Source organism: Mesorhizobium sp. LNHC229A00, assembly GCF_000502415.1.
Lineage (GTDB): Bacteria > Pseudomonadota > Alphaproteobacteria > Rhizobiales > Rhizobiaceae > Mesorhizobium.
In genome coordinates this window covers 1-655 of sequence record NZ_AYWQ01000142.1, presented here as the reverse complement: position 1 = coordinate 655, position 655 = coordinate 1, and the positions used below count along the sequence as shown (strand labels likewise).

Here is a 655-nt window from a genome sequence, read left to right as displayed (position 1 = left end):
TCAGACGTGTGCTCTTCCGATCTGATCGAGACCGGTTCCTAACGGGCGTGCGAGCCCTCGGTTACAAGGTCTAAGCCCTACGACATCAGCATATGGCCCAGGGGTTCCGCATCCCTGGCGCACGGCGAACGGCTTGGTTGGGAGATCATCCGGCAGGACAGTGAAGGGACAAAATCTGTCTACAAAAATCGCTCGACCTGCTTCCTTGAAGATCGAGGTCCCTGCGCTCATTCGGGTGGAGTTCCCAGATTTGCGACGTGGAAGATCACTCATATCGCTCAGCGTGGCTTTCAATTCATGGACTGCAGCATGATTCTCCAGACCGGACCTGACAAACCACCTTTGATTGGTCTTCCATGTTCGGGAAACGGGGGCAGCACCGACTAGGGTTCGTGGACTGACCAGCAAGTCGATATGCGCGATCTGGGCCAGGTCACCTGGCATGAGCTGCCCGAGCATGACCCGTTGGAGATCGATTCCTACATCCAACGTCGCAGACCGCAACGGTTCGGGCTTCTCGCCGTGTTCTTAGCCATGGTCCTTGGGGTGGCCCTATTGCCGTCCTCGTGGGGGGTTCTGACTGCGGCTCAAAACAATTCGGTCTTTGCTCAAGCGGAACACCGGCCGAGACCTTATCTGCGACAACGGTTTCAGT

The 655-nt window shown here is 56.8% G+C and carries 1 protein-coding gene; it reads left to right on the top strand.

Annotated elements, in window-relative coordinates; genetic code table 11:
• Positions 1 to 414 precede the first annotated feature (414 nt).
• Positions 415 to 655: hypothetical protein (locus X742_RS1000000175320; RefSeq protein WP_032925219.1), on the top strand; the 241-nt coding region annotated here is incomplete at its 3' end.